The sequence below is a fragment of the Pseudomonas cannabina genome (genome assembly GCF_900100365.1).
In the GTDB taxonomy this organism is placed as follows: domain Bacteria; phylum Pseudomonadota; class Gammaproteobacteria; order Pseudomonadales; family Pseudomonadaceae; genus Aquipseudomonas; species Aquipseudomonas cannabina.
Map to the genome: position 1 here is coordinate 86,221 of NZ_FNKU01000001.1, position 23,352 is coordinate 109,572.

At 59.2% G+C, this 23,352-nt stretch carries 24 protein-coding genes and 1 riboswitch; of the genes, 14 read left to right on the plus strand and 10 right to left on the minus strand.

Going from position 1 to position 23,352, the window contains the following annotated elements; genetic code table 11:
- Positions 1–277: 277 nt before the first annotated feature.
- A complete protein-coding gene (locus BLT55_RS00400) occupies positions 278–1,180 on the plus strand; it encodes a TIGR01777 family oxidoreductase (protein WP_055000627.1) in 903 nt (300 codons plus the stop codon).
- 23 nt (positions 1,181–1,203) lie between these two features.
- Positions 1,204–2,226 carry a ferrochelatase gene (gene hemH / locus BLT55_RS00405; protein ID WP_007252587.1) on the plus strand — a complete coding sequence of 341 codons (1,023 nt, stop codon included), beginning with the start codon at positions 1,204–1,206 and terminating at the stop codon, positions 2,224–2,226.
- Positions 2,227–2,597: 371 nt separating this feature from the next.
- Here hemH and BLT55_RS00415 read toward each other — a convergent pair whose 3' ends face one another.
- Together BLT55_RS00415 and upp are read right to left on the minus strand one after the other, a co-directional pair.
- Positions 2,598–3,875: a uracil-xanthine permease family protein gene (locus BLT55_RS00415; protein ID WP_055000626.1), complete on the minus strand. Its 1,278-nt coding sequence runs from the start codon at positions 3,873–3,875 to the stop codon at positions 2,598–2,600.
- Positions 3,876–3,879: 4 nt separating this feature from the next.
- Entirely contained in the window at positions 3,880–4,518 is a 639-nt protein-coding gene (upp, locus tag BLT55_RS00420) for a uracil phosphoribosyltransferase (RefSeq protein ID WP_002552170.1), read from the minus strand.
- Positions 4,519–4,725: 207 nt separating this feature from the next.
- Here upp and BLT55_RS00425 point away from each other — a divergent pair, with 207 nt between their 5' ends.
- From BLT55_RS00425 to BLT55_RS00435, 3 genes are all read left to right on the plus strand, one after another.
- Positions 4,726–5,283, plus strand: coding sequence for a hypoxanthine-guanine phosphoribosyltransferase (locus BLT55_RS00425; protein WP_054079620.1), 558 nt, complete (start codon positions 4,726–4,728; stop codon positions 5,281–5,283).
- Positions 5,284–5,349: 66 nt separating this feature from the next.
- Complete coding sequence (locus BLT55_RS00430) at positions 5,350–5,853, plus strand: hypothetical protein (protein ID WP_055000625.1); 504 nt, start codon at positions 5,350–5,352, stop codon at positions 5,851–5,853.
- Positions 5,854–5,919: 66 nt separating this feature from the next.
- On the plus strand, positions 5,920–6,207 hold the full coding sequence (locus BLT55_RS00435; RefSeq protein ID WP_003318212.1) for a PA4642 family protein: 288 nt from the start codon (positions 5,920–5,922) through the stop codon (positions 6,205–6,207).
- Positions 6,208–6,422: 215 nt separating this feature from the next.
- On the opposite strand, the gene BLT55_RS00445 is transcribed toward BLT55_RS00435, so the two are convergent.
- Positions 6,423–7,256, minus strand: a complete 834-nt coding sequence (locus tag BLT55_RS00445) for an amino acid ABC transporter permease (RefSeq protein ID WP_055000624.1) — start codon at positions 7,254–7,256, stop codon at positions 6,423–6,425.
- On the minus strand, positions 7,253–8,074 hold the full coding sequence (locus BLT55_RS00450; RefSeq protein ID WP_055000623.1) for an ABC transporter substrate-binding protein: 822 nt from the start codon (positions 8,072–8,074) through the stop codon (positions 7,253–7,255). The genes BLT55_RS00445 and BLT55_RS00450 overlap by 4 nt, the downstream gene beginning before the upstream one ends.
- Positions 8,075–8,184: 110 nt before the next feature.
- Here BLT55_RS00450 and BLT55_RS00455 point away from each other — a divergent pair, with 110 nt between their 5' ends.
- Positions 8,185–9,081 carry a homocysteine S-methyltransferase family protein gene (locus BLT55_RS00455; RefSeq protein WP_055000622.1) on the plus strand — a complete coding sequence of 299 codons (897 nt, stop codon included), beginning with the start codon at positions 8,185–8,187 and terminating at the stop codon, positions 9,079–9,081.
- A gap of 114 nt (positions 9,082–9,195) precedes the next feature.
- Here the strand turns inward: BLT55_RS00455 and mqo are convergent, their stop codons facing one another.
- A complete protein-coding gene (gene mqo, locus BLT55_RS00460; RefSeq protein ID WP_055000621.1) occupies positions 9,196–10,704 on the minus strand; it encodes a malate dehydrogenase (quinone) in 1,509 nt (502 codons plus the stop codon).
- 720 nt (positions 10,705–11,424) lie between these two features.
- A complete protein-coding gene (locus BLT55_RS00465; protein WP_055000620.1) occupies positions 11,425–11,658 on the minus strand; it encodes a hypothetical protein in 234 nt (77 codons plus the stop codon).
- 204 nt (positions 11,659–11,862) lie between these two features.
- On the opposite strand from BLT55_RS00465, the gene BLT55_RS00470 reads away from it, so the two are divergent.
- On the plus strand, positions 11,863–12,444 hold the full coding sequence (locus tag BLT55_RS00470) for a YajG family lipoprotein (RefSeq protein ID WP_007252597.1): 582 nt from the start codon (positions 11,863–11,865) through the stop codon (positions 12,442–12,444).
- A gap of 91 nt (positions 12,445–12,535) precedes the next feature.
- Here the strand turns inward: BLT55_RS00470 and BLT55_RS00475 are convergent, their stop codons facing one another.
- Together BLT55_RS00475 and BLT55_RS00485 are read right to left on the minus strand one after the other, a co-directional pair.
- On the minus strand, positions 12,536–12,742 hold the full coding sequence (locus BLT55_RS00475; protein WP_007247878.1) for a hypothetical protein: 207 nt from the start codon (positions 12,740–12,742) through the stop codon (positions 12,536–12,538).
- A 306-nt stretch (positions 12,743–13,048) separates the two neighbouring features.
- Complete coding sequence (locus BLT55_RS00485) at positions 13,049–14,215, minus strand: 1-acyl-sn-glycerol-3-phosphate acyltransferase (protein ID WP_074799832.1); 1,167 nt, start codon at positions 14,213–14,215, stop codon at positions 13,049–13,051.
- Positions 14,216–14,318: 103 nt separating this feature from the next.
- Here BLT55_RS00485 and BLT55_RS00490 point away from each other — a divergent pair, with 103 nt between their 5' ends.
- The 4 genes from BLT55_RS00490 to BLT55_RS00505 all read left to right on the plus strand — a co-directional run bounded on the left by BLT55_RS00490 (position 14,319) and on the right by BLT55_RS00505 (position 16,431).
- Entirely contained in the window at positions 14,319–14,501 is a 183-nt protein-coding gene (locus BLT55_RS00490; protein ID WP_055000617.1) for a CPXCG motif-containing cysteine-rich protein, read from the plus strand.
- Entirely contained in the window at positions 14,501–14,761 is a 261-nt protein-coding gene (locus BLT55_RS00495) for a putative signal transducing protein (protein WP_007252602.1), read from the plus strand. Before BLT55_RS00490 ends, BLT55_RS00495 begins: the two co-directional genes overlap by 1 nt.
- Positions 14,762–14,795: 34 nt before the next feature.
- Positions 14,796–15,425, plus strand: a complete 630-nt coding sequence (locus BLT55_RS00500; protein WP_055000616.1) for an SOS response-associated peptidase — start codon at positions 14,796–14,798, stop codon at positions 15,423–15,425.
- Positions 15,426–15,612: 187 nt separating this feature from the next.
- Complete coding sequence (locus BLT55_RS00505) at positions 15,613–16,431, plus strand: M48 family metallopeptidase (protein ID WP_055000615.1); 819 nt, start codon at positions 15,613–15,615, stop codon at positions 16,429–16,431.
- Between the two features lie 56 nt (positions 16,432–16,487).
- Here the strand turns inward: BLT55_RS00505 and BLT55_RS00510 are convergent, their stop codons facing one another.
- Both BLT55_RS00510 and BLT55_RS00515 read right to left on the minus strand, forming a co-directional pair.
- Positions 16,488–17,072 (minus strand): TMEM165/GDT1 family protein, encoded by a 585-nt coding sequence (locus BLT55_RS00510; protein ID WP_007252605.1) that lies wholly within the window; start codon positions 17,070–17,072, stop codon positions 16,488–16,490.
- A gap of 69 nt (positions 17,073–17,141) precedes the next feature.
- Positions 17,142–17,280: riboswitch (yybP-ykoY riboswitch) on the minus strand.
- Between the two features lie 39 nt (positions 17,281–17,319).
- A complete protein-coding gene (locus tag BLT55_RS00515; protein WP_055000614.1) occupies positions 17,320–18,318 on the minus strand; it encodes a class I SAM-dependent methyltransferase in 999 nt (332 codons plus the stop codon).
- 284 nt (positions 18,319–18,602) lie between these two features.
- Between BLT55_RS00515 and BLT55_RS00520 the strand changes: the two genes are divergently transcribed.
- From BLT55_RS00520 to BLT55_RS00530, 3 genes are all read left to right on the plus strand, one after another.
- Positions 18,603–19,235 carry a LysE family translocator gene (locus BLT55_RS00520; RefSeq protein ID WP_055000613.1) on the plus strand — a complete coding sequence of 211 codons (633 nt, stop codon included), beginning with the start codon at positions 18,603–18,605 and terminating at the stop codon, positions 19,233–19,235.
- A gap of 158 nt (positions 19,236–19,393) precedes the next feature.
- Positions 19,394–21,076: a fatty acid--CoA ligase gene (locus BLT55_RS00525; protein WP_055000612.1), complete on the plus strand. Its 1,683-nt coding sequence runs from the start codon at positions 19,394–19,396 to the stop codon at positions 21,074–21,076.
- Between the two features lie 311 nt (positions 21,077–21,387).
- On the plus strand, positions 21,388–23,325 hold the full coding sequence (locus BLT55_RS00530) for a DUF1302 domain-containing protein (protein ID WP_055000611.1): 1,938 nt from the start codon (positions 21,388–21,390) through the stop codon (positions 23,323–23,325).
- Positions 23,326–23,352 lie beyond the last annotated feature (27 nt).

Below are 23,352 nucleotides of genomic sequence, written 5' to 3' on the forward strand. Positions count from 1 at the left end.
AGGGGCCTCGTTACCTTGTTTGTACAGACTACGCCGTAGTTAAAACCTGTACAATCTTCCTGTTTGGTATAAGTTGCAGAGGATTTAGCGTCTGTGCAGTGAGTCACATTGCTACCCACAGGGTCGAACCGATCAGTCATTCGGTCGGCACCGCCAAAAGCGGCGACCTGTTCAGGTCTGGCCTATGGTTCAGCGAACAGTTTCTTTTTCCTGACTGGCAAACTGTTTAAAAATAAGACTACCCAATTGTCATGCACGCCACGCGAGGTTACCTGCCATGCACATATTGCTGACCGGTGGTACTGGTTTGATCGGAAGAGCGCTTTGTCGTCTGTGGTCGGCCCAGGGTCATGAGCTGACCGTGTGGAGTCGTCAGCCCGCTGATGTGGCCGAACTGTGCGGCCCGACTGTGCGCGGCATTGCCCGTCTCGACGAGTTGGGCGAGCAGCCGGTGGATGCCATCATCAACTTGGCCGGTGCGCCGATTGCGGACCGACCATGGACGCGCAAGCGCCGACTGTTGTTGTGGGAAAGCCGTATCGGTCTGACCGAGCAAGTGCTGACCTGGTTGAGCAATCGTGCGCAAAAGCCCGCGCTGATGATTTCCGGCTCTGCGGTCGGTTGGTACGGCGACAGCAGCGAGCGCGAGATCGACGAGACTTCGCCGCCCGCCAAGGAAGACTTCGCCAGCCAGCTGTGCAACGCCTGGGAAGAAACCGCGCAACGTGCCGAAGCCCAAGGCGTGCGTGTCGTGTTGCTGCGCACCGGTCTGGTGTTGTCGGACCGTGGCGGTTTTTTGCAACGCCTGCTACCGCCTTTCAAGTTCGGTATGGGCGGCCCGATTGGCAGTGGTCGGCAGTGGATGCCGTGGATTCACATTCAGGATCAAATCGCCGCGATTGATTTTCTGTTGAATCTGAATGAAGCAAAGGGTCCTTATAATGTCTGTGCGCCGTCACCCGTGCGCAATCGCCAGTTTGCCAAGACACTGGCAGGCATTTTGCGTCGGCCTGCCTTCATGCCCATGCCTGCGCTGGCACTGAAAGCGCTGCTGGGCGAATTGTCGGTCTTGCTGTTGGGCGGCCAGCGCGCCCGGCCGGCACGTTTGCAGCAGGCCGGTTTCACCTTTAAATACACCGAACTCGATACCGCCCTGCAGGATTTGCTGGGTCGCCACTGAAAGCCATTGAAATAGGATGTTGCATGACCGATCACGCTTTGTTGCTGGTCAATCTGGGTTCACCTGCTTCTACTCAAGTGGCAGATGTGCGCAGTTACCTGAACCAGTTCCTGATGGACCCGTATGTGATCGACCTGCCATGGCCCGTGCGCAGGCTGCTGGTGTCGTTGATTCTGATCAAACGGCCCGAACAGTCTGCCCATGCCTATGCGTCTATCTGGTGGGACGAAGGTTCGCCGCTGGTGGTGCTGAGCAAGCGTCTTCAGGCTGCGGTGAAAAAGGAGTGGTTGTTCGGGCCGGTAGAGCTGGCGATGCGTTATGGCGAGCCGTCTATTGAAACCGTGCTTACGCGTCTGGCGGAGCAGGGCTTCAAGAAAGTCACCCTGGCCCCTTTGTATCCGCAGTTTGCCGACAGCACGGTGACCACCGTCATCGAGGAAGCCAAGCGCGTCGTGCGCGCCAAATCGCTGAAGATGCAGTTCTCGGTTCTACAGCCCTTCTACGATCAGCCTGAGTATTTGAGTGCACTGGTCGAAAGCGTGCGCCCGCATCTGGAGCAACCTTACGATCACCTCCTGCTGAGTTTTCACGGCTTGCCCGAGCGGCATTTGCACAAGCTCGACCCGACCGGCAAGCACTGCCTCAAGGACGACTGCTGCATGACCGCGCCGGCCGAAGTGCTCGCCACCTGCTACCGCGCGCAGTGCATACAGTCGGCTGCGGCGTTCGCCAAACGCATGGGCATTCCAGATGGCAAATGGTCGGTGTCGTTCCAGTCGCGTCTGGGACGTGCCAAGTGGATCGAACCGTATACCGAAGCGCGCCTGGACGAACTGGCAGCGCAGGGCGTGAAAAAGCTGTTGGTCATGTGCCCTGCGTTCGTGGCGGACTGCATCGAAACGCTGGAAGAAATCGGCGACCGCGGTGCCGAACAGTTCAAGGAAGCGGGCGGCGAGGAGCTGATACTGGTGCCGTGCCTGAACGATGATCCGAACTGGGCAAAAGAACTGAGCCGACTGTGCGAGCGAGCGCCGTTGATGCTGTAACACGCTGCACAGCGTTATACACAAGTGCGCTTTTGATTCTGGCCTGAGGCCGTGGGAGCGACCGGGGTGGCGATCGCATTGTTCGCGAAAGGGCCGGTATAATCGCTGAAAATGTGTCGTCTGAAATATTGTTTTCGCGAGCGAAGCGTCGCCCGGTCCGCTGCCACACAACGCGTTTCTGCCCGGAGGGCGTAGGAGCGGACTTGTCCGCGAAGGGTTGCGAAGCGGCCCTGAAACTGGTCACCTTGGCTGTATCTGGTACACCGAGGCGGCTGGTTTTGCTGCCGGTTCCCGGCAGATCGCGGACAAGTCCGCTCCCACAAAGGCTTGTGTATGACGGCGAGCACGGGGCGCTATCACTGCGCGACGCATCAAGGCAACTGATCATCCGGCTTGTTGTTCTTCCAGCTGTCGTGCCCCGGCAAAATCAGGTTCAGGATGATCGCGGTGACGGCGCACAGGGCGATGCCTTTCAGGCCGAAGTCGTTCGGGCCGTTGCCGGTGCCGATCAGTACGCCGCCAATGCCGAACACCAGCGTTACCGAGACGATTACCAGATTGCGTGCTTCGGCCAGATCGATCTTGTGGCGGATCAGCGTGTTCATGCCCACTGCTGCAATCGAGCCGAACAACAGGCACAGAATCCCGCCCATTACCGGCACGGGAATGCTTTGCAGCAGCGCGCCGAACTTGCCGATGAATGCCAGGGTGATCGCAAAAAACGACGCCCAGATCATGATTTGCGGGTTGTAGTTCTTGGTCAGCATCACCGCGCCAGTGACTTCGGCGTAGGTGGTGTTCGGTGGGCCACCAAACAGGCCGGCGGCTGTGGTGGCAATGCCATCGCCAAACAGCGTGCGGTGCAGGCCAGGCTTTTTCAGGTAGTCGCGTCCGGTCACGCTGCCGACCGCAATTACGCCACCAATGTGCTCGATGGCCGGTGCCAGTGCCACCGGGACGATGAACAGAATCGCCTGCCAGTTGAATTCCGGTGCGGTGAAATGCGGAATGGCCAGCCAGGCCGCGTCGGCGATCTTCTGGGTATCAACCACGCCGAAGTAGAATAACAAAGCAAACCCCACCAGCACACCCGAGATGATCGGCACCAGACGGAAAATGCCTTTACCGAACACCGCCACGATCAAGGTCGTCAGCAATGCAGGCATCGAGATCAGCATGGCGGTCTGATAAGGAATCAGCTGCGCGCCATCCCCTGTCTTGCCCATCGCCATGTTGGCCGCAATCGGCGCCATGGCCAGACCGATCGAGATGATCACCGGCCCGATCACCACCGGCGGCAGCAAACGGTCGATAAACCCTGTGCCTTTGATCTTCACGGCCAGGCCAAGAAAAGTGTAAACGAAGCCCGCTGCCATCACGCCGCCCATGGTCGCGGCGAGGCCGAACTGGCCCTTTGCGAGAATGATCGGGGTGATGAATGCGAAGCTCGAAGCCAGAAACACCGGCACCTGACGGCCCGTGACAATCTGGAACAACAGCGTGCCGAGGCCTGCGGTAAACAGCGCGACGTTAGGATCGAGCCCGGTAATCAACGGCATCAGCACCAGTGCGCCGAACGCCACGAAGAGCATTTGTGCACCGGAAAGGATCGTGCGCCACAGTGGATCGTTGAACTCCTGCTGCGTCATCGGGTTACGCGTCCTTCTGCTTGGTGCCGAAAATCTTGTCACCGGCATCGCCCAGGCCCGGAATGATGTAGCCGTGTTCGTTCAGACGCTCGTCGATGGAGGCGGTGTAGATCATCACATCCGGGTGGGCCTTTTCCACCGCAGCGATACCTTCCGGTGCCGCGACCAGCACCATGGCGCGGATTTCCTTGCAGCCTGCTTTCTTGAGCAGGTCGATGGTCGCAACCATAGAGCTGCCGGTGGCCAGCATCGGGTCAATGATCATGGCCAGACGCTCGTCGATCTCTGGAACCAGCTTCTCCAGATACGTGTGCGCTTGCAGGGTTTCTTCATTGCGGGCCACGCCCACGGCACTGACCTTGGCGCCTGGAATCAGGCTGAGCACGCCGTCGAGCATGCCGATACCGGCGCGCAGGATCGGCACAACGGTAATTTTCTTGCCGGCAATTTTCTCGACCGACACCGTACCGGCCCACCCCTGAATATCGTAGTTTTCCAGGGTAAGGTCAGCCGTCGCTTCATAAGTCAGCAGCGCACCAACTTCCTGAGCCAGCTCACGGAAATTCTTGGTGCTGATGTCGGCGCGGCGCATCAGACCGAGCTTGTGGCGGATCAGCGGGTGACGGATTTCACGAATGGGCATGGGGGAAAGCTCCAGCGGGGCAAAAAATCGGCCTAGGTTAATCTATTCAGCTGTTACTGTCTTAAAGCGCGTGCAGAATTGTCCTGAAGTGTCGACGTTCGCAGCTTTTAGAAGACACTCGCAACGTTAGTCCAGAATCGCTTGCTCTGGCTGGAACGGATGCGTACCTTTGCCCGCTTTTCTTGAACTGCCTTACTGGAGAGCGCCATGTCCGCTGATCTCGAGCATATCCGTCAAATCATGCGCGAAGCTGACTGCCTGTACACCGAGGCGGAAGTCGATGCAGCCATCGCCCGCGTGGGTGCGCAGATCAATGCCGAACTGGCCGATCGCAACCCTGTCGTGTTCTGCGTGATGAACGGTGGCCTGATTTTTTCGGGCAAACTGCTGACTCATCTGAACTTCCCGCTGGAAGCGTCGTACCTGCATGCAACGCGCTATCGCAATGAAACCACGGGCGGCGATCTGTTCTGGAAAGCCAAGCCTGAAGTCTCGTTCATCGACCGCGACGTGCTGATCATCGATGACATCCTCGATGAAGGCCACACCCTGGGCGCGATCATCGACTTCTGCAAACACGCCGGTGCCCGCGCTGTGCACACCGCCGTGCTGATCGATAAAGACCACGACCGCAAGGCCCGCCCGGACCTGAAAGCCAACTACGTAGGCCTGCCGTGCATCGACCGTTACATCTTCGGTTTCGGCATGGACTACAAAGGCTACTGGCGCAATGCTGCTGGCATCTATGCGGTCAAAGGGATGTAAGGCATTCTGACGGCCGCCTCCTGGAAAAGAGCGCGGCCGTCAACTCGCCATTATCTGGAAAACCCAATGAAATTATCGATTCCCGGCGCTCTGGCGTTGGTGCTGTTGTCTGGTCAGGCATTTGCGGCACCGACCGCGCCGGTGTCGGTCAGCCCGATGCACGATCAATACCTGCCACCCGACGACCTGAGCCTGCGTGAAGGTGCGCCGGAGCAGCAACAACTGATGCAGGTCACCGAATACACCATCGTTGCAGGGAATCAGCGGCAGTCCAGCCAGCAGCCGATCCCGGTCACTTCGCCGTTGTCGCTGCGACTCAAGGGCAAGTCGTTGAACAAAGGCGCGTCGATTTCGCAGGTGCTGGTGCATTTTGATGGCGGCGAAAGCAAAAGCCTGAAAAAGCCGACCTACGACGAGGCATCACGCACCCTGACGCTTTATTACCCGCTGTCCCAGTATCGGGTGCTGGTCGACCTGTTGCGCAATGAGAGGGTGTATTGCCAGTACCTGAGCTACGCCAACGGTCACATCTGGGCCGATCTGCATGCCACCTCTGCACATGCGCGTTGAGCCCTGCGCTCGCTGAGGGTTAAACTGCCCGCCCGTGAAAGTGTCTGCGACAAGCTGGAGCCTGTAATGCGTAAAGACAAGAAGCAGTTGATTGGGGATGAGATCGGCGACGAGCAGATCAAGTTGTTCCTCAACTTCGAGCCGTATGATGCTACCTCGCCGTCGCTACACAAACTGATCAAGGCCTACCGTGGCCTGCGCATCAACGATTTCGAGCGCTTTCTGGTGTTCTTCAAGGAAGCCGGCCACGACTTCGATGGCAAAGACGAGCACGGCAACGACTTCATCGCCCTGATCAAGGATCAGCGCAACGCCGATGAATACATCGAACTGATTGAAAAAGCCCGTACGTAATTATCGTGTCAATGCATCGCATTGCCAGAGCTGGACGCAGAGCGTCCGGAACTGCATTCCCACGCGAGCGTGAGGAACGAACGATAGGCGCACCAGAGAACATCTATCGTGCCAATGCTCCGCGTTGGCATGCATTTCGTGACGCTCTGCGTCACACATCTACGCTGCACCGCATGTCCGGGGTTGGACGCAGAGCGTGAGGACGAAAGCTGCAGTCATTTCCGCGCCTGATACGCCTTGCCGTAGTGTTTTTCCAGCCTGGACTGCAACAGCTCCAGCCCGATCGACATGATCCAGTACAGCACTGCCGCAGTGGTCAGCATTTCGATGTAGCGATAGCTGGACCGGCCATACGACTGCGCCAGAAACATCACTTCCCAGACGCCCATCACCGAAATCAGTGACGAGTCCTTGAGCATGGAGATGAACTGGTTGGTGGTCGGCGGAATGATGGTGCGCATGGCTTGGGGCAGGGTGACACGCCAGAAAATCTGCGCCGGGCGCAGCGCCAGGGCCAGCGCGGCTTCCCGTTGGCCGGCCGCAACACCGATGATCCCGGCACGGAAGATCTCGCTCAGGTAAGCCCCGTAGTTGAGCGACAAAGCAATGACTCCTGCCATGATCGCGCCCGGCACGATTCCCACCTGCGGCAAGCCCAGATAGATCAGCAGAATCTGGATCAGCAACGGCGTACCGCGAAAGAACGACGCATAGAAGCTGGCAATGCCAAACGCCACGGCGCTACTGGACAGCCTCGCCAGCGCAGTGACAAAGCCCAGCACCACCGAGACCACAATTGAGCACACCGACACGAACAGCGTCAGTGCCGCGCCTTGCAGGAAACCGTTGGGTGCCAGGTGCAGGCCGATCAGATTGGGCAGTTTGTCGAGAATGATCGACAGCTTCAGGTCGAAACTCAGGAAGAACCCGGCGAACAGCGCAAACATTACCAGCCAGGTCAGGTAAAGCCGCGTGCGGAAGCCGAAGACTCGCTTGAGCAGGCCTTGATTGGCCTGCTGGGGTGGGCTTTGGGGCTCGAAAGAAGTCATTTGCTGATGTCGGCACCGATCCACTTTTCAGACAACTTGCTCAAGGTGCCGTCTTTCTTCAGTTCAGCGAATACTTCACGCACCTTGGCGTCCCATTCCGGATCGTCTTTTTCGATGGCAACGGAGTTGGGTTCTTCATACAGCGTCTCGCCCGCCAGCTTGAAGCGCTTGTCCTGATCCAGACGCGGTTTTGCGGTCACCAGATTGGTGAGGATCGCGTCCAGCCGTTTGCCAGCGCCAAGCCCGAGGTCCTGAAAGGCCACGTTATCGTTATCATAGGGCGCGATCTGCACGTCTTCGAACGGGTACTGCAACGGCTTGTCTTCCGCGCCGTCAATGACCAGGTTCTTGTTCAGGTAACTTTCGTAACTGGAGGCGCTGGTCAGGCCGACTTTCTTGCCGCTCAGGTCCTTGGCCGAATGGATACGGTCGTCCGCTGCGTTGACCACAATCACCGCAGGCGACGCGTAATACTCGACCGGGAAGTTGAAGACTTCGGCGCGGGCTTTGCTCGGGGTCATCGAGCAGACGCAGATGTCGTAACGGCCACTCCAGTGGCCTGCGGCGATCACGTCCCAGGAAGGCGTTTCGAGGCGCAACTTGACCCCGAGCTTCTGCGCCACGACCTTGGCCACGTCCACATCGAAGCCGTCCAGTTCGTTCTTGTCGTTCAGGAAAGAGAAGGGCGGGTAACTTTCCATCAGGACGTTGACCAACTCTTTGTTTTTCTGCACGCGATCCAGCGTGGCGCCGGCCAGAGCTTGAGTGGAGGCAGCCAGAGTGACCAGGCCAATGCCCAGCAGAGCGCGATAATTCACAGATATCCCCTGAAAAAGTGTTTGTAGTTTGATTAAAGGGACGTATTAAATACGTTATACAAGACTGACTCATAATGAGTTTTTTTCATATACATATAAGCAGATCACATATGACCCAAGGCACAACTGTAATTCTCGATGGCGGCATGGGCCGCGAACTACAGCGTCGCGGCGCACCGTTTCGTCAGCCGGAATGGTCGGCGCTGGCGTTGAGTGAAGCGCCCGAGGCGGTCAGTGCGGTACATGCCGCTTACATCGAAAGTGGCGCTCAGGTCATTACCAGCAACAGTTATGCGGTTGTCCCTTTTCATATCGGCGAAGAGCGATTTGCCCGCGAAGGCCAGGCGCTTGCGGCGCTGGCCGGGCGGCTGGCGCGCGAGTCGGCCGATGCGTCGGGCGGTCGCGCGCGCGTAGCCGGTTCAATCCCGCCGCTGTTCGGCTCCTACCGTCCGGACCTGTACAAGCCGGAGCTGGCCGCCAACGTGCTGAAGCCGCTGGTTGCCGGTCTGGCGCCTTATGTCGACCTGTGGCTGGCCGAGACGCAGAGCTGCATCCTCGAAGCACAGACCATCCGCGCCGGTCTGCCTGCTGACGGCAAGCCGTTCTGGCTGTCGTTCACCTTGCAGGACGAAGACACTGACGAGGTTCCGCGCCTGCGTTCCGGCGAACCGGTGGCTGACGCGGCGAAGGCTGCAGCTGCCATGGGCGTTGCGACCCTGCTGTTCAATTGCAGCCAGCCGGAAGTGATCGGCGGTGCGATCGATGCGGCGCGTGATGTGTTCGAATCGTTGGGCGTCGCTATCGCCATCGGTGCCTACGCCAACGCCTTCCCGCCGCAGCCCAAGGATGCCAAGGCCAACGACGGTCTGGACGAATTGCGCGAAGATCTCGACCCGCAGGGTTACCAGCAGTGGGCGGCGGACTGGGTCAAGCGCGGCGCCACGCACATTGGCGGTTGCTGCGGGATTGGCCCGGAACATATCGCAGTGCTGTCCAGAAGTCTCTGACTGACGCGGGCAACAAACGCAGGCAACAAAAAGCCCCGTGACTCAAAAGAGTTCACGGGGCTTTTCAGGAGCAGCGTGTCAGTGGTGCAGCGTTTTCATGCAGCAGGTGTCAGGTCAGGCGAAGGTCTGTTCCTGATTGCTTTTTTCGATCAGTTCCAAAGCCTCGTCGTTCTGGGCGCTGATGCGTTGGTACAGCTGCGCATCGGTCTCCAGAATCTTTTCGCGAGCAGGGAAAATCTCGTTGAGTTTGCCCGCCCATTCAGTGCGGGTTTTTTCCGGGAAACAGCGCTCGAGCAATTCCAGCATGATCGACACCGTCACTGAAGCACCGGGCGAAGCACCCAGCAGCGCGGCCAGCGAGCCATCCTGTGCCGAAACCAACTCGGTGCCGAATTGCAGAACGCCGCCTTTTTTCGCGTCTTTCTTGATGATCTGTACCCGCTGACCGGCAATTTCCAGACGCCAGTCTTCGGCCTTGGCCTGCGGATAGAAGCGACGCAGCGATTCCAGACGTTGCTCCATCGACTGCATTACTTCGCTGACCAGGTACTTGGTCAGGTCCATATTGTCGCGGGCCACGGCGAGCATTGGCTTGATGTTGGCCAGACGCACCGAGAGCGGCAGGTCGAGAAACGAGCCGTGCTTGAGGAACTTGGTGGTGAAACCGGCATAAGGCCCGAACAGCAGGGATTTCTTGCCGTCGACCACGCGCGTGTCGAGGTGCGGCACCGACATCGGCGGCGAACCCACCGCTGCCTGGCTGTAGACCTTGGCCTGGTGGTGCTTGACCACGTCGGGATTGTCGCAACGCAGCCACTGACCACTGACCGGGAAGCCGCCAAAGCCTTTGCTTTCTTCGATGCCCGACATCTGCAGCAGCGGCAATGCCGCGCCACCTGCGCCGAGGAACACGAATTTTGCGTCGATCTCACGCGTGCCGCCGCCGTTCACGTCCTTGACCGCCACGGTCCAGCCAGCACCGTTGCGGGTCAGGCCGGTCACGCGGCTGCGGTACTTGATCTGTGCGTCCGGAGAGCTGGAGAGGTGATTGAGCAATTGATTGGTAAGCGCGCCGAAGTTGACGTCCGTACCGTTCAGCATGCGCGTAGCCGCGATTTTTTCGTCGGCCGGGCGGCCGGGCATCATCAGTGGCATCCACTCAGCCAGCCTAGCCTTGTCTTCGGTGTATTCCATCGAAGAAAACGCGTGATGCTTGCTCATCGCCTCGAAACGGGTCTTCAGGAACGCAATGCCGTTTTCGCCCTGCACGAAGCTCAGGTGCGGGACCGGATTGATGAACGACTTTGCCGAGCCGAACGTGCCCTTGCGCGCCAGATGAGCCCAGAATTGCTTCGAGACTTCGAACTGGGTGTTGATGTGCACGGCTTTCTTGATATCGATGGAGCCATCGGCGGCGGGCGGTGTGTAGTTCAGCTCGCACAGACCGGCGTGACCGGTGCCGGCGTTGTTCCACGGGTTGGAACTCTCCGCAGCGCCGGAATCCATCAGCTCAACGACTTCCAGCTTGAGGCCTGGGTCGAGCTCTTTGAGCAGTACGGCCAGCGTGGCACTCATGATGCCCGCTCCGACCAGTACTACGTCGACTGCTTCGTTATGCGCCATTAACGCGTCTCCAAAATCTGCAGCACCCAATTGACGGCATACGATCCTGAGGCTGATTGCCGGGGGAGCGGGGCGTGGATCAAGGTTGTGCCCTCATTTCCCGGCCAGGATCGCCTGTCCGATTCTTCGCAATTCTTCGCTTCCAACGCGCAGGTCCCGGTCAGGCTCATTCATGGTTCATCAGGCCAGCATAAACGCATTTTCAAGCCCGCACGGCCATTCGACCATCGTCAGGGAGCCCTGTGAGTCACAGGCTCCTGTCGACGGTGTCAGGCTCCGGTGCTGGAGGCGCAGTTGCGATCAGTCCTGTGCAAAAGGGCCGGTTCAGACGCTGATGGTGCATTTACAAACGCGTACCTATTCATTTGCTCGCCACACTCTTGTGAAGTAGTGAAACCCGTTTTTCACGTCCTTTTGGGAACGTGAACTAAACCTCAAAATGGCTGCGATGACAGCGCTGGCAGGTCAGGTGCATAAAGAGTGAGGCGCTGTCAGGCGAGAAAGGTTCGATACGATTCGAGCATTCTGCACCGTTCATCGAGCACACCCGTGCGCAAATGACCTGTGTGGGCGGCTCTCTGTGGGCAGTACGGAGGAGCTAATCCGGGGATTAGCGATGCTGCGAGGCCCGATCAGGAGACGTCCTTATAATCGGGGGAAGATTATAGCGATGAAATGACAGGAATTGATCGGTTTAAATGACTTTTATTCGCCATCGGGTCAGGCGGTGAGCAACGGGCCGCGAGTTGAACGCACGCTATGTTGCGTAACCCGTGCGCTGAAGGGCAGAGGCTGGTTCAGCCAGGTCAGACGTTGCTCGCTCACTTCAACCCACTCGGCGCCGTCCGGACGTTGCGCGCAATGCTTGAACGCACGGCAGATGCCTGCCTGATCAACACGCGCGTAATGGCGAAATTGGCGGCGAGCAGAGAACAAGGACCGGAACAGATTCATGGCGCAGCTCCTGTGACGTGGAAGGCGTCTGGGCAATGTGGGCAAGTCTGCCGCGCCGATGTTACGTCCTGATTACATGGCACTGCTCGAACTACAGGCGGCTTTCGGCAATCCCGCGCTTACCGGTCAGCGGCTACTGGTGGGCGGGTAACGCGCGCCGCTATACTGCTGCACATTCAGTGTCTGGCCCATGGAGAAATGAGCATGCTGCGTCGCATTTTGTTCGGTTTGCTTGCTGTAAGCAGTTTGACGTTGGTGGGCTGCGCCCACAGCCCGCAACAATTGAGCCCCACCCCGAAAATCAATGCTCAGCTCGCGCCGATAGGTCGTGGGCAGCCGGTCGTCGTGCGCGTAGTTGACGGCCGACCAGGCCCAACGCTGGGCACCCGCGGCGGTATGTACCCGGAAACCAGCGCCATCAGCGTCAACGGTGCTGACATCGTTCCGAAATTGCAGGCTCAGGCCGAAGCGGCAGTGCGTCTGCTGGGCTTCACGCCGACCCAGGGCGGCAATGCCCCGCAGTTGACGGTGACTCTTGCGGACTTGAAGTATCAGTCGCCAAAAGAAGGCCTGTACGTGACCGAAGCGACCATCAGCTCGACATTCCGCGCTGATGTGCGCAATAACGGTCGCACCTACAGCGGTCGTTACGCAGCCTCGCTGGACCAGCGTTTCGGCATGGCTCCGAACCAGGAAACCAACACCAAGCTGGTGAGTGACGTGTTGAGCGACGCACTGACTCGCGTCTTCCAGGATGCGACCATCGGTTCGACCCTGTCGCAGTAAGCTTCATCGCCAAATAAAAAAGCCCGGCCCTTGTTGAAGGGGCTGGGCTTTTTGCTTTCTGATGGCCGGCTGGTTGACGGCCGCAGCGGACTCAGGCCGCCTGCTGGTAGAAGTCCAGAAAGCTGAAGCCGGTGTCCTGATCCAGATCCGGCAGATCATGGTGAACATGCCCGCCCAGTGCGCAATAGACCAGCCAGTGGCGGTCCTGAACGTTAAAGGCCAGGCCATCGATCAACTCCTGCTGCTCATCGCTCTGGGCCATGAGATAGAGGCGATCCTGATTTTTTGCATGCAGCATGACAAGCTCCAAAAAGAGTGAAGTCCGTTTTCTTGAGAAGCCACACAATGCAGGCGCTGCGTTACGCTTAGGTGACAGCGGCAGGGTATTTTTTGTGCAGGATGTTTCCGGAAGCATGCATCTTGCGCATCTTGTGGCAGCGAGCCGGGCGACGCTTCGCTTGCTTGCGAAGGCGGTGTTTCAGTCAATGCATTTTGGATGAAGCTCTGCGTCACCGCGCGTTGAGGCGCTCAAGACCGGACGCAGAGCGTCCAGAACGGCGTACCCATGCGGAGCATGGGTACGATAGACATTCTGGCGCAGTTCTTAAAGCGCCAACCCCGCCTTGACGCGGTACTGGTTGCGAACCGGCGTTGCGTATTGCTGGATCAGGAACGGGCGATGCTCGACCGGGACGCCTGCCAAGCGGCTTTCCCATTCGTCTTTAGCGCGCTCCAGTTCGTCGGCCGGGAACAGCGCCTCGGCCTTTGGCACCTCTATCTCAGGATCGGCATCGCTCCATTGCGCGTAAGCCAGGTAATGCACCGGAAACAGGCGATAGCCACCGAGAATCTGCCGGTCCATTTCGATTGCCAGTTGCTTGGTGTCTTCGAAATATTCGGTAATCGGCGGCGCGAAGTTCACGTGTACGCGGCCTTTGTAGCCGGTGATGCCCAGCGCAATGCTGACGTCATCTTCGCCCGGCGTCTTGGCGTAAGAACCTGTGGTGGCGCGGATATACAGCTCACGGGCCTTGGCGCTGTCGCACGGGTCGTATTCATAACTGATCGACACCGGAATCAGGTTCAGCGAGCGAATAACGTCACCAAACGGTTCGTCCTTGCGGCTCATGTGGAACATCTTGAGGATCGCCGACTCGGTACGGTCATCGCCGTCTTTGGCGCGACCCTCGGCCTGGGCGATCCAGATCGACTGGCAGTCTTTGGTGATCGAGTGATTGATGTACGCCGACAGCAGCTGATAAGCCGCCATCTTCTCGCGCCGCCCGGTGATCGAGCGGTGCACGATGAAGCTCTTGTTCAGGCGCATCAGGTCGCTGACAAACGGCTTTTGCAGCAGGTTGTCGCCAATCGCGATGCGCGGTGTAGGCAGGCCGGCGTGGTACACGGCATAGTTGACGAACGCCGGGTCCATCACGATATCGCGATGGTTGGCCAGGAACAGGTAGGCGCAACCGGACTTCAACTGTTCGACGCCGGTGTAGGTCACCCCGTCCGTGGCGCGCTCGATGGTGTGGTCGACGTAATATTCGACCTTGTCCTGCAGGCTCGCGACCGAGTCGATACCGGCGAACTCGCGGCGCAGCTTGCGCGCCAGGGTAGGCTGTAAAACCCAGCCGAAGGCGCTCGCCAGGCGCGGAAAGCGGAATTTGGTCAGAATGGCGAGAAAGGCTTTGTCGCTCAGCAGACGTGCCAGAACGGCCTGGACTTCTGCGTCGTTGTAAGGTCGGATGGCATCGAATTCGCCCATCATGCTCTCTTGTCGGAAACGGATAGGGTAAAAAGAAGACGGATTTGTTAAAACAGCCTTCTGAAGAATGCGGCAATTATACGCATAACTGATCCCGGAGACCGTGATGCAGGAATTAGAGAGTTACGACTGCCCTTATTGCGGCGAACCCGTCGAAGCGGTACTGGACCTTTCCGGAGGCGATCAACAGTACATTGAAGACTGTCCGGTCTGCTGTCGCCCGATTGTTTTCGAGCTGCAGACCGACGGCGACGAGTGGCACCTGGACGTGCGCAGCGAGAACGAGTGATGCAGAAAGTCTACGAGCCGGAAAACCTGCTGGAGGCCGAGCTGCTGCAAGCGATGCTCGCCAGTGAAGGCATCGAGGCGCATCTGGCCGGTCGTGACCTGCTCGGGGCCATGGGCGAGCTGCCGGGGCTGGGGTTGCTGGCGCTCAAGGTAAACGATGCGCAGGTGGTGCGGGCGCGAGAACTGATCACTGCGTACAATAGCGCCTCGCCCGTGTCCGGCGATGAGCCGGATGATTTTCCCGATGTACTTGTGTGCTGAATCAGCACCTTTCGAAAGAGTCTGATCAACCCCCATGTGTGGACGCTACGCCCTGTTTCGCTGGACCCCTGCCTTTGCAGCCTTGCCCGGTTTTCCGGCTGATCAACAGGCGCAATGGAACATCTCGCCAGCCGACTGGGTGTTGATCATGCGCGCCGCTGAAAACGATCAAGGTATCGAGCTGGTGCGCGCCCGCTGGGGGTTGACGCCCGCCTGGCTCACCGACCTGTCGAAAACCCCCGCTCATGCGCGTGCCGAGACCGTGGTCGAACAGCCGATGTTCCGCGATGCGTTCGCCCATCGGCGCTGCCTGCTGCCCGCCAATGGCTTTTATGAGTGGCGCGGCACGGTGCGCAAACGCCCGTTCTGGCTGACGCCGGGCGAGGGCGCGGCACTGTTTTTTGCCGCCATCTGGGAAGCTTACCCGGTGCAGGGGCACACTTACCTGAGCGTGGCCGTTGTCACCCAGGCCGCTGCGACCCAGCGTCGACCGTTGATTCTGGACGCCCAGGGCCAGAAAGACTGGCTGGCTGCCGACACGCCGCTGTCCACGCTGCAGGCCTTGCTCGCCGCCCCGCAAACCACCTTGAGAGAGCGCCCGCTGGCCAATCTGGTCAACGACCCGAAACTTAATGCGCCGGAGTGCCTGACGCCATTGAGTTAAGCGGGCAGACCGGATAAAAATGCCGCCCTGAGCAAATCCGATATCCGGTCTGAAGTACTTCTGATACAAACTGGACATACCTTTGGCAGCCCGTTGCCTCTTGCCCGCCCGCGATAATGATCGGCGGGAGGGCTGGCACAGAAGTCCGCCCCGACAAAGACCGTCTTTATCCACAAGGAGATCCACCATGCGTCAGTCATTTGCCCTCTGTGCCTTGAGCGCTGCATTACTGCTCGGCGGGTGTCAGGCCGTCAACACCACGAGCGGTGATTCAGTGGGCGTTGAGCGCAAGCAGTACATGTTCAGCATGCTCTCTACGGATGAAGTCAACAAAATGTACGCCCAGTCCTATCAGCAGACGGTAGGAGAAGCGACCAGCAAAGGTATGCTCGACACCACCAGTGCAAACGCCAAACGTGTCCACGCAATCGCCGACCGACTGATTGCCCAGGCACCGAAACTGCGGCCTGACTCGGCTCAATGGCAGTGGGAAGTCAATCTGATCAAGAGCGATGAACTGAACGCCAACTGTGGTCCCGGTGGCAAGATCTTCGTGTTTTCCGGTTTGATCGACACCCTCAAACTGACCGACGATGAACTCGCTGCGGTCATGGGCCATGAAATCGCCCATGCCCTGCGCGAGCATGGCCGTGAAGCGATGTCCAAGGCTTATGGCGTCGCGATGGCCAAGCAGGGGGCTGGCGCCTTGTTGGGCTTAGGGCAGGACAGTCTGGCGCTGGCCGATACCGTGGTGAACTACAGCCTGACGCTGCCCATCAGCCGCAGCAACGAAAATGAAGCGGACCTGTTAGGTCTGGAACTTGCTGCACGCGCCGGATACAACCCTAACGCAGCGATCAGCCTGTGGCAGAAAATGAGCCAGAACGCCGGTGGTTCGCAGCCCGAATTCATGAGCACTCACCCCGCTTCGGAAAGTCGCATCTCCTCGTTGCAGGCTGCGATTCCCAAAGTCATGCCGCTGTACCAGAAAGCCGCCAAATCCTGATTGGCTGAAAAGTCCCTGTAGCGCCGCGGCATTGACCGCATCGCTACAGGGCATCATCACACCCAGCCGCTGACCTGCATTGCCTTGTAAACTGCCACCAGCGCCAGCACGAAAAACGCGCAGGCCGCCAGGCGACGGATCAGCGTCAGCGGCAACTTGTCCGCCGCGAAATTACCCGCCAGCACCACTGGCACATTGGCCAGCAACATGCCCAGTGTGGTGCCGATAATGACCAGCCACAGATGAGAATACTGCGCTGCCAGCATCACCGTGGCGATCTGCGTCTTGTCGCCGATCTCAGCAATGAAAAACGTGATCAGAGTGGTCATGAACGGGCCGAACTTACGCGTGGTGCTGGCTTCGTCGTCGTCCATCTTGTCAGGCACCAGCGTCCACAGCGCCGTGGCCGTGAAGCTGGCGGCGAGAATCCAGTGCAGAACGGCATCGGACAGGAAGGTGCTGAACCACGCACCAACCGCGCCGGCCGCCGCATGGTTGGCCAGGGTTGCGGCGACAATGCCGGCGATGATCGGCCAGGGCTTGCGAAAACGGGCGGCGAGAATGAGCGCGAGCAACTGCGTCTTGTCACCGATTTCGGCGAGCGCAACGACAGCGGTAGGGACGAGGAATGATTCCAGCATCAGGGTTCCTGAGGGGCGGGTCGACACGGCTATGACACGTACAGCCTTCCCGCCCCGGGTAAGGTGTTCGTGTCATAGGTCTTGTCAAACCACTGATCCGTCTGAGCGGATTCCGGGTCGCACGTACCATGGTCTGAGGACCAAGTATGTTGATACGTGCCGGACGAGCATGGCGCTCGTGGGAGACTACTCCCCTAGGACGGAGCGGATTCTGCCTCCGCAAAAACGTTTCGGCAAGCGCTTATTTTCAAGAGCGTTTGGCACTGTAAATCTTGAAACCGTTGCCCTGAGCTTTGACGTGGCAGTAGCCCACATGCTCTTCGATGAGTGGCTGATAACGCAGAAAATTGTTCGCCACAAGGCGCAGTTCGCCGCCTGATTTCAGATGTTGGCGGGCTTTTTTCAGCAGGTTTTCTGTTGCCATGTAGTCGGTGTGCACCCCGACATGGAAGGGTGGATTACTCAGAATCGTGTTCAGCCCCATGGGCGCAGCGTCGATGCCGTCGCCGGTCATGACCTGAGCGTCTAGGCCATTGGCTGCCAGCGTCAGGCGTGAGCTGGCGGTGGCGAAAGCATCCACGTCCAGCAGGATGACCTCGTTGTGCGGGTAGCGACGTTTGACCGCCGCGCCGAGCACACCGGCACCGCAACCGAAGTCGAGCAGATTGCCGCTTGGCAGCTTGTCGAGGTTTTCCAGCAGCAGCGCCGAACCGCGATCAAGACGTCCGTGGCTGAATACCCCCGGCAAGCTGACCACCGTGAGCGGGCCGTCCTGCAATTCGATCTGGTACGGTTTGGCGAGGCTTTCCAGTGTGACGGCCTGCGGGGCGTTTTCGACGGTGACCTGCCATAACTGGCAATGCCGAGCGCTGTCGAGTTTGCGTGCGCGGCCAAACGGGCTCAGCTGTTTGGCTGCGGCTTCAACGCCGCCGCGTTTTTCGCCGACCAGAAACAACTCGCGCCCGGCGAGTCGAGAGGCCAGCGCATTGAGCAGGTAATCGGTCAGGTCACGGGCCTTGGGCAGGAACAGCACGGCCGCATCGAAGGCAGTCTGTGGCGCCTCGACGCCGAAATCCACGCGCCCTTCAAAGCGCGCATCCAGCGCCGCCTGATCGCCCGCATGCCAGCACCAGCCGCGCGCATTCGGCAGTTTTCCGAGCAGGTCATCGGCGGGCAGCCCGACCAACAACAGCGAGCCTTGAAACAACTCAGGCTGACGGAGTAACACTTCACTGCGCGGGTCCATGGATGGGCTCCTGAAAAAGCGCGGAGTCTAACATGGCCTCCTTGGGAGCGAGCTTGCTCGCGAAGGAGTCAGTACAGCTCTGGAAAAAGGAGCGTCTGGACCAACGTCTTCGTGAGCAAGCTCACTCCCACAGTGATCTTTATGCACGCCGTGACTGCGGTTTAAGCCCCTTGGAACGTAGGTATGACGCTGTACGCTCCAGCGTCGGAATGCCGGCATCTGTTACGAAGGCATCAGACAGCGTAATCTGCCAGGTCCGTCATCACCCGTTCAGGAGGCCCCACATGTACTGGGCAGAATTTCTTACCGTTGCACTGATCCACCTGCTGGCCGTTGCCAGTCCCGGGCCGGACTTTGCGGTGGTGGTGCGCGAAAGCGTCACCCACGGGCGCAAGGCAGGTACCTGGGCGGCGCTAGGCGTTGGCTCTGCCATTTTCCTGCATGTGGGCTATTCGCTGCTGGGGATCGGGATCATCGTTTCCCAGTCGATCGTGCTGTTCAACGCATTGAAATGGGCGGCGGCCGCGTACTTGCTGTACATCGGCATCAAGGCCTTGCTCGCCAGACCGGCTGCGGCGAGCGACGAAGCGGCGACCACGAAGTTGGTTGGTGAGCACACCGCAAAGGGCGCTTACATCAGTGGCTTCGTCACCAACGGCCTGAACCCCAAAGCGACGCTGTTTTTCCTCTCGCTGTTCACCGTGGTGATCAACCCGCATACGCCATTGCTGGTGCAGGCCGGTTATGGCGTGTATCTGGCGTTGGCCACGGCGGCATGGTTTTGTCTGGTGGCGCGCTTGTTCAGCCAGGCACGGGTTCGTGCCGGTTTTGCGCGCATGGGCCATTGGTTCGATCGAGCCATGGGCGGCGTGTTGGTCGCATTAGGTATCAAACTCGCATTGACCGAAGTTCGCTGAAATTAGTGGGTAGAACGAGGGTTTTACCCACCTGTTTGTCCGCCGACCGTGTCGCGAGGCGCCATTTCTAACGCCGATTTCACGGTATTTGACTGGCAGAGCAGGGCTCTAGCGTCCATATTTCCAGCCTCGCCTGTGGACTTTGAAAAGGGACCCCTATGTTACAGACTCGTGTTCTGCCGCCTGCCGAGGGCGCTCACCGGTACCCTCTGCTGATCAAAAGCCTGCTGTTATCCGGCCGTCGTTATGAAAGGACGCGCGAAATCGTCTACCGGGATGCTGTCCGTTTCACCTACGCGACGCTCAACGAACGCATCTGTCGCTTGGCCAATGCACTGACGGCCGCCGGCGTGAAAGCCGGGGATACCGTGGCGGTGATGGACTGGGACAGCCACCGCTACCTGGAATGCATGTTTGCGATTCCGATGATTGGTGCGGTGATCCATACCGTCAACGTCCGGCTGTCTCCGGAGCAGATCGCCTTCACCATCAATCATGCGGATGACCGCCTGGTGTTGGTGAACAGCGAGTTCGTCGGCTTGTATCAGGCCATGTCCGGACACCTGACCACGGTCGAAAAGACTCTTTTGCTGACCGATCAGCCAGAAAAGACCGCGGAGTTGCCCAATCTGATCGGCGAATACGAAGAATTGCTGGCGGCTGCCAGCCCCGATTACACGTTCGAGGACTTCGACGAAAATTCGGTCGCGACCACTTTTTACACCACGGGCACCACCGGTAACCCCAAGGGTGTCTATTTCACCCATCGGCAACTGGTTCTGCACACCCTGGGCCTGGCGACCATCATAGGTTCCATCGACAGCACCCGGCTGCTGGGCACCGAAGACGTCTACATGCCCATCACGCCGATGTTCCACGTGCATGCCTGGGGCATTCCGTATGCTGCGACCATGCTCGGGCTCAAACAGGTCTATCCCGGCCGCTACGAACCCGAATTGCTGGTCGAATTGTGGCGCAGAGAAAAAGTGACCTTCTCGCATTGCGTGCCGACCATTCTACAAATGCTGCTCAACGCCAAAGGCGCGCAGGGTACCGATTTCGGCGGCTGGAAGATCATCATCGGTGGCAGCGCCCTGACCCGCAGCCTCTATCAGGCGGCCAAGGCCAGGGGCATCCAGCTCACCGCCGCCTACGGCATGTCGGAAACCGGGCCGCTGATTTCTGTGGCGCACATCAACGAAGAACTGAAAGCCGGCAGCGAAGACGAGCGCATTACCTACCGGATCAAGGCCGGTGTTCCCGGCATGCTGGTCGAGGCGGCGATCATCGACCAGCAGGGCAACTTCCTGCCCGCTGACGGCGAAACCCAGGGCGAACTGGTGCTGCGCGCGCCGTGGCTGACCGAAAGCTATGTCGGCGAGCCCGAGAAAGGTGCCGAACTGTGGGCCGGTGGCTGGCTGCACACCGGTGATGTGGCCACGCTGGACAACATGGGCTTCATCGACATTCGTGACCGCATCAAGGATGTGATCAAGACCGGCGGCGAGTGGATTTCGTCACTGGAGCTCGAAGACTTGTGCAGCCGCCATCCGGCTGTGCGCGAAGTGGCGGTGGTCGGTATTGCCGATCCGCAATGGGGCGAGCGGCCGTTTGCCTTGCTGGTGATTCGCGACGGTCATCAGTTCGACGCGCAGCAATTGAAGGAACACCTCAAGCCTTTTGTCGAGCAAGGTCAGATCAACAAGTGGGCGATTCCCAGCCAGATCGCGCTTGTTACTGAAATTCCCAAGACCAGTGTCGGCAAGCTCGATAAAAAACGCATGCGCCTGGACATCGTCGAGTGGCAAAACAGCAACAGCGCGTTTCTCTCCACACTTTGAAGATCGACGCTCGCCGTACCCGTCGGGTACGGCAAGCGTCTGCGCCGCAGGTCCTGCTCTGCGACTTGCCAAATTTCCAGTTTCAGCCATTCTCCACGCCTGAGCTTTTTCGCGCAGCCGCTCGAAAACGAGCGGGCCAGAGGCGTTGGTCCTGCAAATCACCCTTTAGAGGGATCAAGTGACGAAGTCTGCTGGCTATAGTCGCCACAGGGAATGAGACACAGCGGACCTGGCGTGAGCGTTGACCCGATGACTGAAGGTTTTCTGGATCTTCCCACTGCCATAACAATAAAACACACGGAGTAGCATCGATGACTACCACAACCCTGTTCTGGCGGCGGGCAAAGCTGCCTCTGGCCGTGAGTCTTGCTTCGTCACTGGCCGGACCGGCCTTCGGCGTGACCTTTAACGTCGGTGAAATCGAAGGCAGTTTCGATTCTTCGCTGTCGGTGGGCGCCAGCTGGTCGACGGCCAGCCCCAACAAAAACCTGATCGGGGCCAACAACGGCGGGCGTGGTCTGTCGCAGACCTCCGATGACGGTCACTTGAACTTCAAACGTGGGGAGACGTTTTCGAAGATTTTCAAGGGCATTCATGATCTGGAGCTGAAGTACGGCGACTCCGGTGTGTTTCTGCGTGGCAAATACTGGTATGACTTCGAACTCAAGGATGAAAACCGTGAGTTCAAGGACATCAGCGACTCGGGCCGCAAAGAGGGCGCCAAGTCGTCCGGGTTCCAGTTGCTCGATGCTTTCGTCTATCACAACTACGCCATCGCTGATCAGCCCGGCACCGTGCGCTTCGGCAAGCAGGTCATCAGTTGGGGCGAAAGTACCTTCATTCAGGGCGGTATCAACAGCGTCAACCCGGTCGATGTGTCGGCCTTCCGGCGTCCCGGCTCGGAAATCAAGGAAGGTCTGATTCCGGTCAACATGTTCTACGTGTCGCAGAACCTGACCGATAACCTGTCTGCCGAAGGTTTCTACCAGCTGGAATGGGACCAGACCGTCGTCGACAACTGCGGCACCTTCTTCTCGCAGCCGGATGTCATCGCTGATGGCTGTAACAGCAACCTGGCGGTGCTGCGCAGTCGCAGCGGCCTGAACAGTTCGCTGGCCGCCGCCGGTCTGCCAGCAGGCGCGCGCGGGGCAATTTTCAATTCGCTGTCGCAGCAGGGCGTTGTGTTCGGCAATCCGGACGAGGGGGCGGTGGTGCGGCGTGGCGGTGATCGCGATGCGCGCGACAGCGGCCAGTTCGGTTTCGCCATGCGCTACAACTACGAGCCGCTGGACACCGAGTTCGGCGCATACATGATGAACTACCACAGCCGCGCGCCGATTTTCAGCGGACGCGGTGGTTCGGCTGCGTCGTTCAGTCCGCAAGGGCTGGTCGGTTCGCTGGTGCGCAACGGGATTCCGGTCGCCACCGCGACACGACTGGCGCCGACGCTTTTGCCAGTCGTGGTGGCGGGCAACTCCAGTTACTACGTCGAATACCCCGAAGACATCCGCCTGTATGGTCTGAGCTTCTCGACCACCTTGCCTACCGGCACCGCGTGGAGCGGCGAGATCAGCTACCGTCCCAACGCGCCGGTACAGGTCAACACCACCGACATCCTCTACTCGGGCATTTCGCCGCTCAACCCCAACGTGTCGTTGCTGAGCGGACGGCCGAACACCGACCAGCCGGGTTATCGCCGCAAGGAAATCACCCAGCTGCAAACCACGTTCACCCAGTTTTTCGATCAGGTCATGGGCGCAGAGCGTCTGACTCTGGTGGGCGAGGTGGGCTGGACTCACGTCGGCGGTCTCGAAAGCACTTCGAAAATCCGCTACGGCCGCGACCCGGTGTATGGCCCGGGTCCATTGCCGGGCGGCCAGTGCGCAACCCTCAACGCCGGTACGCTGACTGGCGCAGAGCAGAACAACCTGACCCGCTACTGCGAAGACGACGGCTTCACTACCGCCAATTCGTGGGGGTATCGCGGTCGTGCCATCTGGGACTACAACAGCGTGTTCGCCGGCATCAACCTGCGGCCGAGCGTGGCCTGGTCGCATGACGTCAAAGGCTATTCACCTGGCCCGGGCGGTAACTTCGAAGAGGGTCGCAAGGCGGTCAGTCTGGGGGTCGATGCCGAATACCAGAACACCTACACCGCGAACCTTTCCTACACCAACTTCTTCGACGGCAAGTACACCACGGTGGACGACCGGGATTTCGTAGCGCTCAGCTTCGGCATGAACTTCTAAGAGCATGGTTTTCAGGATGACGATGAA